The organism is Gemmatimonadota bacterium, from assembly GCA_009835325.1.
Classification (GTDB): Bacteria; JAAXHH01; JAAXHH01; order JAAXHH01; family JAAXHH01; genus JAAXHH01.
In genome coordinates this window covers 26,044-35,335 of the sequence record VXWP01000005.1, presented here as the reverse complement: position 1 = coordinate 35,335, position 9,292 = coordinate 26,044, and the positions used below count along the sequence as shown (strand labels likewise).

Annotated in this window: 7 protein-coding genes; 1 reads left to right on the top strand and 6 read right to left on the bottom strand. The window is 60.9% G+C overall.

Annotated features, from left to right (window positions below; translation table 11 throughout):
* Window positions 1–369, bottom strand: a 369-nt coding sequence (locus F4Z81_00510) for a hypothetical protein (protein ID MXW03528.1), incomplete at its 3' end; no start/stop codon positions are given.
* Window positions 370–792: 423 nt separating this feature from the next.
* Between F4Z81_00510 and F4Z81_00505 the strand changes: the two genes are divergently transcribed.
* The gene (locus F4Z81_00505) at window positions 793–2,256 is read left to right on the top strand and encodes a lipopolysaccharide biosynthesis protein (protein ID MXW03527.1); all 1,464 of its coding nucleotides are present in this window, start codon (window positions 793–795) and stop codon (window positions 2,254–2,256) included.
* Here F4Z81_00505 and F4Z81_00500 read toward each other — a convergent pair.
* The 5 genes from F4Z81_00500 to F4Z81_00480 all read right to left on the bottom strand — a co-directional run bounded on the left by F4Z81_00500 (window position 2,201) and on the right by F4Z81_00480 (window position 9,238).
* Window positions 2,201–3,808: a CRTAC1 family protein gene (locus F4Z81_00500; GenBank protein MXW03526.1), complete on the bottom strand. Its 1,608-nt coding sequence runs from the start codon at window positions 3,806–3,808 to the stop codon at window positions 2,201–2,203. The two genes, F4Z81_00505 and F4Z81_00500, sit on opposite strands and share 56 nt — an antisense overlap.
* A gap of 191 nt (window positions 3,809–3,999) precedes the next feature.
* Window positions 4,000–4,551, bottom strand: coding sequence for a hypothetical protein (locus tag F4Z81_00495; protein MXW03525.1), 552 nt, complete (start codon window positions 4,549–4,551; stop codon window positions 4,000–4,002).
* Window positions 4,551–5,678: a hypothetical protein gene (locus F4Z81_00490; GenBank protein ID MXW03524.1), complete on the bottom strand. Its 1,128-nt coding sequence runs from the start codon at window positions 5,676–5,678 to the stop codon at window positions 4,551–4,553. Before F4Z81_00490 ends, F4Z81_00495 begins: the two co-directional genes overlap by 1 nt.
* Window positions 5,679–5,703: 25 nt before the next feature.
* Entirely contained in the window at window positions 5,704–7,320 is a 1,617-nt protein-coding gene (locus F4Z81_00485) for a tetratricopeptide repeat protein (GenBank protein MXW03523.1), read from the bottom strand.
* Window positions 7,321–7,330: 10 nt separating this feature from the next.
* Entirely contained in the window at window positions 7,331–9,238 is a 1,908-nt protein-coding gene (locus tag F4Z81_00480; protein ID MXW03522.1) for a hypothetical protein, read from the bottom strand.
* Window positions 9,239–9,292: the final 54 nt, after the last annotated feature.

Below are 9,292 nucleotides of genomic sequence, written 5' to 3'. Positions count from 1 at the left end.
AACCGCGGTACCGTTTCTGACGGCCGTCACCAGACCCTGCTGGCTTACGGCAGCGACGCCAGGGATGCTGCTCGACCAGTTGATTACTGCGCCATTCATGGCACCGTTGTTCTGATCGTAAACTGTCGCAGACAGACGAACCGTCTGACCGACGGCCTTGAGTGTCGCATACGCAGGCGTGATTTCGATTCGGGTTGCTACAGGCGCTACCGGAGGTGGAGGTGGTGGTGGTGGTTCCGGCGGCTTCGGCCTGGTGGGACTGTCCTTACCACAGTTAGTGAGTAAGCAAAGTGCCAGACACGTGAGTATGGGTAGAATGCAAACTGCCTTGCCTGGTATAATCAATCTCATCAGCTTAATCTCAACCAATACTACTGGATGCAGTTCATGTCGACCTGAAGTTACGTACCATCTGCGTTTAATGGCCGGCCAACACGATTACGACAGTATCTTCCCGCCCCTGCACGAATGGTCTCCAGGGCAAATACAACCGAATTAAAATTTCAGAATTACTGATAATGGGTATGTACGTTTTATCTTCGCTACAACAGTTTTTTACGGCATGGATCTGTAGGTTGTGTGTGATCATTACCGAACCTCTTGCTGCCCATCGCGTGCAATATGTAAATTCGACTCTACGGCCTCGTAGTGGTTTAAAGGTTGGCGCAACGTAGTCTAGTCATTGGTGCTTGACGTCCCCGGCGGCCGCCGGTACCATATCGATGCTCAGCGCCTGGCTTCCGCCCCCTACCGAGGCGGTGAGAACCCTGACCGCCCGCAATCTCAGGATCCATGCTCCAAGGCCTCAAAAGACTCACCACCCATTCGGCGATCTACGGTCTCAGCGACGTACTGGGCAGGTCCATGGCCTACCTGCTGGTACCGGTGTATACCCATGTCATGCCGGTGGAGGAATTCGGCTACTACGGGCTCGTGTATACCTTCATCGCGCTGGCGAACGTCGTCTTCCTCTACGGCATGGATTCGGCCTTTCTCAGGTACTACGTGCTCGAGGACCGCAAGCGGGATACGCTGAGCACCGGCTATCTCACCATGCTGTTCACGTCGGCCGGGCTCGCCGTGATCATCGTCCTGTTCTCCGCCCGGATCGCGCCCCTTATCGCCGTCTCCGCTTCCCTGACTTCGTACGTCCAGCTGGCCGCCGCCGTCCTTGCGCTGGACGCCCTGAACGCCATTCCCTTCGCGCGGCTCCGGGGTGAAGGCAAGGCCACGACGTTCGCCTCCCTCAAGCTGATGAAGGTCATGATCGAACTTGGGGGAAACTGCTACCTTGTCGTCGTGCTCGACATGGGACTGCAGGGCATTCTGATCAGCAACATCGCCGGGTCCGGGATCGTTTTTCTCATCCTGGCGGGCATCACCCTGCGGCACATGTCCTTCTCCTGGTCTCGCGGAACGATGGGCCGGCTCCTGGGATTCGGCCTGCCCTACGTGCCCGCCGGCGCCTGCATCATCATCATCGAAACCATCGACCGCCTGATGCTGGAACGGATGGCCGGCACCGAAACCCTCGGCATCTACCATGCGGCCCGCAAGCTGGGCGTCGGCATGCTCATCTTCGTCACCATGTTCAGGCAGGCCTGGCAGCCCTTCTTCCTGGAGACTTCCAGGGAGGAGAACCCCAGGCCGCTGTTCGCCCGCGTGCTGACCTACTTCCTGGCCATTGCGGGCGGCGTCTTCCTGGCCCTTTCCTTCCTCATCGACGACCTGGTCCGCATCTCCATCGGTGGCTATACCCTGATCGAGGCGTCTTACTGGGAAGGGATCGGTGTGGTGCCGATCCTGCTCGCGGCGTACGTGCTGTATGGGATATACGTCAACCTCACCGTGGGCGTCTACCTGGAGAAGAAGACCATCCTGCTCCCCTTCATCACGGCCACGTCGGCCCTGGTCTGCATCCTGACGAACCTCTGGCTCATCCCGGAATTCGGCATGTACGGGGCGGCCACGGCCTCGGCGGCCGCCTACGCGGTGATGGTGGCCGGGTTGTATCTCGTGGGCCGAAGGTATTACCCGATACCCTACGAGTACGTCCGACTGCTCAAGGTGATCCTGGCGTGCGGAGTGCTGTTCGCGGTGCGTGAACTCACCGAAAGCGCCTGGCCCGGGGAGATCGCCTGGCCCGGGGAGATCGCCCTGGTCGCGGCTTACCCGGTGGCGTTGTGGGCGATGAGATTCTTCAACGCCGGAGAAATGGCGTTCGCGAGACGATACCTGCGCCTTCGCGGATCGTGACAAGCTGGCCGCCTTCTACGCCGGTTGCGACGTCTCTCCCGCCGCCGGGCCAGTCCACGATGACCGAGTCCGCGCCGGCATGGGCGCCGAGTCCGAAGTGGGCGCTGAAGTCATTGGCCGCCAGGTAGCTGTAGGCACTTCGGATTTCCCGCGACTGTCGCACGGCATCCGTGACCACCGTGACTCGCGCGCCGATGCCGTTGCGATTGCTCCGGACGCCCTCGGTGGCGACGAGCAGGCTGGCGGGACCGGGCTGACCGGCACCGTCATTTCCGCTGCTTCCGTCGATCCCGTCACTCCCGCCAGACCCACCGCCCGCACCTCGCCCGCCGATACCGTCATTCCGCAGCAGCAGCGGGACGTCGTTCACCGTGGTGACCAGCACGTCGACGTCGCCGTCGTTATCCACATCTCCGAAGGCCGCGCCGCGGTGTACGCGCGCCACCTGGAAGGGTGGACCCGCTTCGGGGCTGACGTCGGTGAACACACCGTCCCCCTCGTTCCGGAACAGCTGATTGGTCTGCGCGTACGTTATCGTCGGATCGAACAGGGAGATATTGTCGATCACGTGGCCGTTCGCCGCGAAAATATCCAGCCAGCCGTCGTTGTCGAAATCCTTGAAGGCCGTGCCGAAGCCCAGGAACAGGAGCGTAGGATTGCCCACGCCCGCGCCGAAAGTCGTTTCGGTGAAGGTGCCGTTTCCGTTGTTCCGGTGCAGCGAGTTGGGTTCCAGGGAGAAATTGGTCACGTAGATATCCGGCGACCCGTTCCGGTCGTAGTCTCCCATATCCACCCCCATGCCCGCCCGGGCGACGCCGTCTTCGCCATATGCCACGCCCGCCAGCAAGGCCATGTCGGTAAACGTGCCGTCGCCGTTGTTCCGGTACAGGAAATCCGGCGTTAGGTCGTTGGCCACGAAGATATCCGTCCATCCGTCGCCGTCGTAGTCGCCTCCCACGACCCCGAGGCCCTTGCCGTCCGGATTGGCGATGCCCGCCTCCGCGGAGACGTCCGTAAACGAACCGTCGCCGTTGTTCCGGTACAGCAGGTCGGCCGCGCCTTCGTAGATGTCGGGTCCGCAGTAGGACTGGATACCGTCCCTGGAGCAGCGCCTGTTGGTCTCGAAGTCGAATTCGACGTACGCACATACGTAGAGGTCCAGGTGCCCGTCCCGGTCGTAGTCCAGGAACGCCGCGCTGGTGGAGAACGTGGGGTTAGCGGGTACCATCAGATTCGCACGGGCAGTCACGTCCCTGAAGGTCCCGTCCCCTTCGTTCCGGTAGAGGATGTTCGCCCCGTAGTTCGTGACGAACAGATCATCGTCGCCGTCGTTGTCGTAATCCGCGACGGCCAGGCCCATCCCGTAACCCCCCGCGTTGTCCACGCCGGCCTGGACGGTCACGTCCGTGAAGGAGACGTCGCCGTCGTTGCGATAGAGGACGCTGGACAGGGGCTGGTCGGGCACGAAACCCGGGATGGCCGCGCCGTTGAGCAGATAGACGTCGAGGTCGCCGTCGCCGTCGTAGTCGATGAACCCGCCGCCGGACGCCACCGTTTCGAGGAAATAGTACCGGCCAGACTTGCCGTTGGTGTGCCGGAACGTGATCCCGGCCGAAGGCGCGATATCCGTGAACTGCACGACCGGCCGGGCCGCGTCAGGTCGATGATCGGGCTGGCCAGGCTGGCCAGGCTGGCTGCAGGAAGGGGAAAGGAAAAGGAAGGAGAGAAGTACCGGCGCCCATTTCAACGGCGTTTTCTCATGAGTACGACGGTCATGGCCACGAGGGCAAGCACGCCCAGGCTGACCCCGGCGACGAGAAAGCCCGACACCGGTTCCCTGACCAGCGGAACCTCGAAGGCGACACTCGCCTTCTGCTCGCCACGCACCGCAAACTCCACCTCGACGTGATGTACGCCTGGAACGCGCCGGGTCCACATGATCGGACGGTCTATGGCCTCGGCTTCGGCGCTGTGGTAATGCGTGTATACGTTGCCCTGTGGATCCGTGATCCCGATCCGGAGGATGCCCGCGTAGTATTCGCCCGACGACCTGCGCTGGACGTAGGTCACGAACCGCGCGTCGCCGCCGAGATCGTAGGCCTTGAAGGTCAGCGTGTACCCGGCGTCCATCTCCCGCGCTTCATCGACGACGGCCTGTTCGGAGAAGGTATATCCGACGAACGTGCCGCCCGCCACCTGATCGTCACTGGGCGCACCGTTGCAGCCCGGGGCCGTAACCGCCAACGTGACCGCCGCCGCGAACGCCAGCAAGAAGCCTGTCAAGTTACCGCGCACTAGTTGTACTCCTCAGGAAAAACGAAGTGGTACCGGACGACTCTGTTCTCTTCCAATTCCGCGAAATAGATCCGGCCCTGCCGGTCCACGTGCATGGGAACGCCGACCTCGTCGAACTGCGCCGTCATTTCCCACTTTCCATCCGGCCTGAAGAAATCGAACCACCGGTCCAGTTTCGTCATCTGCAGTCTGGGCATGCCGATCGCGTTGAGACCGACCTGTTCGAATTCCTGGTACTGGATAGAATTGACGATCCGTCCGTCGGGCAGAACGGCCAGGCCGCCGGACACGCCCACGGGCGGCGGCTGCCGCGTGGTCGTCCAGCGCGCCATGGGTTTCATATCGAAGGAAGTGGTCCGGTTGAACTCCAGTTCCAGTCCGTTTACCCGGTCGAATTTGCGGATCCAGTAGGGATGTCTCGCGGATACGACCACGTATCCATCCTCCGTCGTTTCCATGGCCGCGTCGGAATACGCGATGAATTCCTTGAGCGTTCCCGAGCGCCGCAGGGTCTCCATCGGATTGTAGAACTTGGTGATCGGATCTCCTTCCGGACTGTATTTGTAGATGAGATCGTGCTGCGTAATGACGAAAATGAGCACGTTGCCCTCGGCATCGATGCGTATGCGGCGAGGCTTCGTTACCTGCGTCGACCAGATGTCCGCGAAGGTGAGGTCCGGATTGAATACCGTGACCCGGTCGAGTTCGAAGTCCAGCACGAACAGTCTGCCTTCATCGTCCAGCGCCATGTCTACCGGCGACTTGAACTGCAGCGGTCCTACACCCAACGACCCTACGGCCGTCTGAAAGGCACCGGACTCGTCGAATTTGGAAATCTGTTTCCGGTCCGAATCGGCAATATAGATGTTGCCGCTTCGATCCGTGGTGATCCCGAATACCGAAGCAAAGGTCCGGCCCTCGCCTCCTTCGATCACCAGGTCTTCTTCGAGCGTGACATCAGCCGTTTGATCGGGTGCGTGCCGGACCGGGGCGTCGCTGATGACCCTTGAAGCGCCCGCGACCACTTCCGTCCTCCCACGCCACATCCCGTCATCGTCCGCTTCCGAGCAACCCATCAGCAGTACCGCGGCCAGGAGCGGCAACGCTCCGGACTTGAACCCCTTCATCCGCTTCTCCTTCCGGTACGTCCATTCATGATCCGTTCCTTTCCTGCCTGATCTGCTCCCATCGCTGCTGCAATACCTCATTCTCCGGTTCGATGCGGACGGCATTCCCCATCGCTTCATCGGCCCCGCCGTAGTCCCCGCTCGCGTTCCGCACGATGGCCAGTGTTTCGTAGGCGACGGCGGTAGGCGCGATCTCAACTGCCTTGCCGGCCAGTTCGAGGGCACGGTCCAGGTCCTCCCCGTGGCGGGCGATGAGCCAGGCCAGGTTCGTATAGGCCTCCACAAAGTTCGAATCCAGCAGGATCGCCTGCTGATAGGCTTCGCGGGCCTCATCGAACATGCCCAGCTCCACGTAGGCCACGCCCAGGTTGTTGAAGGCGTGAACGAAACGGGGCGAAAGCTCCGTCGCTATCCTGAAGGCCCGCACGGCGTCCTCGTACCGGCCCAGGCGGGTCAGGGCCGTCGCCATGTTGTAATGCATCTCCGCCACCCGGGGATTCAGCCGTACCATGGATTCCGCCTGCGACAACGCCTCCCTGAACCCGTTGAGCTGCTGAAACGCGTCGAGAAAACGCCTGGCATCGTCCTGTCTGCCCATGGCGTTCAGCGTGTTTCCGATGGCAAGATAGGGTTCGGGGTACGCCCGATTGAGTTCGACTGCCCGTGAGAACGCTTCCAGAGCTTCTTCATGCCGTTGGGCAGCCGCATAGGCCGTACCCGCATGGTAATGCAGGATAGCTGATTCGGGATCCATTACCAGGGCTTCCTGGTACAGTGTAATCGCCCGTTCGGCCTGGCCCGCCCGCAGCGAGGCCTGGGCAAGACCCGCGATGGCCTCCACCGATGCCTCATCGATGCGCAGCGCGTTCTCGTAGGACCGGACCGCGTCGTCGACACGGCCTTCGCCCAACGCGATCACGCCGAGCTGGCAGTAGGCCTCCGCCATGCCGGCATCCACCTGCAATGCCGCGCGAAAGGCATCCCGCGCTTCCTGGAATTTCCGCTGATCCAGCAGCACGCGTCCCAACGCGAACCGGGCGTTGACGTAGTCCGGATCGATGGACAGGGCATTGGTATAGGAAATGGCGGCCTCGTCCAGGGCACCCAGTTTCTCTTCCGTGGTCCCCCGGCCGTAGTGAAACAGGCTGTTGTCGGGGTCGCGGTCCGTCGCCTCGACGAACGACCTGATCGATTCGATAAGCCGGCCCGTGTACTGGTAAGCCTGGCCCAGGTTGTAGTACGGTTCGGCGCGGTCGGGATCCATTTCCACGACGCGGTGGAACGCCTCAATCGCTTCGTCGTACCGTTCCTGCTGGGCGTAAACCAGACCCAGGTTAAAATGGGCATCGGCGTCCCCGGGACGCAGTTCGGTGACGACCAGGAATGCCGCTTCCGCCGTGTCCAGCTTCTCCAGCGCGACGGCGGCCAGGCCCAGGTTGAAGAAGTTGGCCGGTTCGCTCCTGTTCTCCTCGATCTGCCGTCGGAAGTACATCACGTCTTCGAGCAGAAGGGATTCGTCCTCGGGCGATAATTGCCTGAGCGCTTCATCCGGACGGGCGGTGGTGATGTTCGTGAGGTAGGGACCGGTGTCCGTAAGCAGAGGCGTGTAAAGCAGAAGGGCTGCGAGAAGGATATTGCGCATTCCGTACCCGTCAGTCGAAGTAGGATCTGAGACGATCTCGGAGGCTCAGTCCTTTCGAAGGCGTGGAAACTTCCAGTTGTCCAACCGGCCTTACCGTGGTGACGTCCGAAGCCACGGCCATGTCTTTCTGCGTCCACTTCTTGAGATCAGCCAGCGGCTTGAACGCTCTTCTGTAAATCAGATCGGTATGGATATCCACGCGATCGACATCCGACGGGACTTCGAAGGAATACACGGAGCGATCCGCCTCGCGCGCCTTGATCCTCGTGTCTTCAACGATGCGGGTCGCCTGCCAGTCCATGACGTGGGTGTTGCCTTCGTCGTCACCGAAAACCAGGGCGAATCCCTTGCCCGGGTAGCCCGCGTAGTTTCCTTCGGCCAGGTCGCCTTCGCCGCCGTAGGACGGTACGCGCTGGTCCCCAACGTAACGCAGGGTATCGCCATTCGCCAGCACGGGCGTCACGAGCAACAGCATGTTCCTGATGGTGATCCCCGACGGGATGTGATGGCCGGTATTGACGTTGCGCACGTCCACGGTCACCGTCAGCAGGCCGCCTGAAACAACGGCGTCGATGGCCAGGGTGGCGGCGTTCGGCAGGAGCTCTTCCGTGGCCCCGGGGAACCCGTGCGTCTTAACGGTGGTCGGGTCCCGGTATCCGATGGGTGTCCAGAACTTCTCCGCGTCGCCGTTTACGAAAGAACCAAAGGTGAAACCGTCGGAATCGGGCTCCATGTGGCAGTCCTGGCACTCGATGCCCATGGCGGAATAGGGACTCTCCTTCCATTCCCGGTACGTATCCATGAACGGAAGGCCGTGCTTGTTCTTATGTTGATGGCAGGCAGAGCAGTAGTCGCTGCTCGTGTATTGCGGATTGTAGCTCGCCACCATGGGCGAGGTATTGGTTGAACCCGGCAAGGGGGTGAAGTTGATGACGTCGTCATAGGGTCCGTAGACGAAGATCGGCGGGAACTTCCCCTTGATGAGCCGGGCCTGCCGTTCCTCTTCCATGGCCACCAGGTTCAGGGTGATCGATCCGTTCACGCCCGCATGGTCATTGACCTCCACGTGCTGAATCTTGTGGCAGAAATCGCAATGTATCCCCGCGCCGTCGACCGAACCGGCCATTTTTTCGTACTCCATGCGTTCAAGCGTCTTGTAGTCCTGGACGGTCGGATAGGCCAGCGAACGGTTGTACACGACCTTCAGGTCGGTATGACCCGGCGCTTGCACGGCGGCCGACGGAGCGTGGCAATCGGCGCACTCTCCGGCTTCGTCGGGAAAATCCAGCCGGAAACCAGGTCCCACGTTTTCATTCCCGTCCGCGTCCGTACCGTCGTATAGGTTCAACGTCCACGGATTGGTCACGCCTTTCGCGTGCTGGGAAGTACTCCACTGATCGTAGAGGTCTCTATGGCAGAGATAGCAGGTCGGTTCGAAATGGCATAGATTGCACCCCTCTTCGAATCCCGTGTGGGATTGCGTGCGCAGTCGTTCCAGTTCTTCCGGATCCTCACGAAGATCGACCAACGATTTGTGGGGGGTGATGAAATTGTAGGCGTCGTCTTTCTCTTCGGGTACTTTTTGCAATACGATCGTCGTATATGATGTTTTGGGATCTACCATGACCCCGCCGTTCAACCAGCCTTCCTTGCCTGCCGTTACCGCGTAATGCTGCACGGGTTCTTCAATGATGTTCAGGGTAAACCTTCCCTCGGAATCGGTAAGCACGAAATCCGGTTTCCCGTGTTCCCGCACGCGGACATCCGGTACAGGGTCTTTTCCATCGATGACGATGCCGCTCAACTGCAGGACCTGGCCCCTGGCTTCCAGACCGGTCAACGCTCCGGCGGCCGCGATGCATCCGATCACGAAAACCCTCACCAACTGCCTGTATCCGGTCAGTCCGTTCAACTTCATTGAATTCCCCGATTCTCTCACAACATAAGAGAATCCCTCATCGAACGGACTGAG

Bases quoted from the DNA above. Each gene is read 5' to 3' on its own strand.
- F4Z81_00480 (MXW03522.1), bottom strand. From the start codon at position 9,238: ATGAAGTTGAACGGACTGACCGGATACAGGCAGTTGGTGAGGGTTTTC.
- F4Z81_00485 (MXW03523.1), bottom strand. From the start codon at position 7,320: ATGCGCAATATCCTTCTCGCAGCCCTTCTGCTTTACACGCCTCTGCTT.
- F4Z81_00490 (MXW03524.1), bottom strand. From the start codon at position 5,678: ATGAAGGGGTTCAAGTCCGGAGCGTTGCCGCTCCTGGCCGCGGTACTG.
- F4Z81_00505 (MXW03527.1), top strand. From the start codon at position 793: ATGCTCCAAGGCCTCAAAAGACTCACCACCCATTCGGCGATCTACGGT.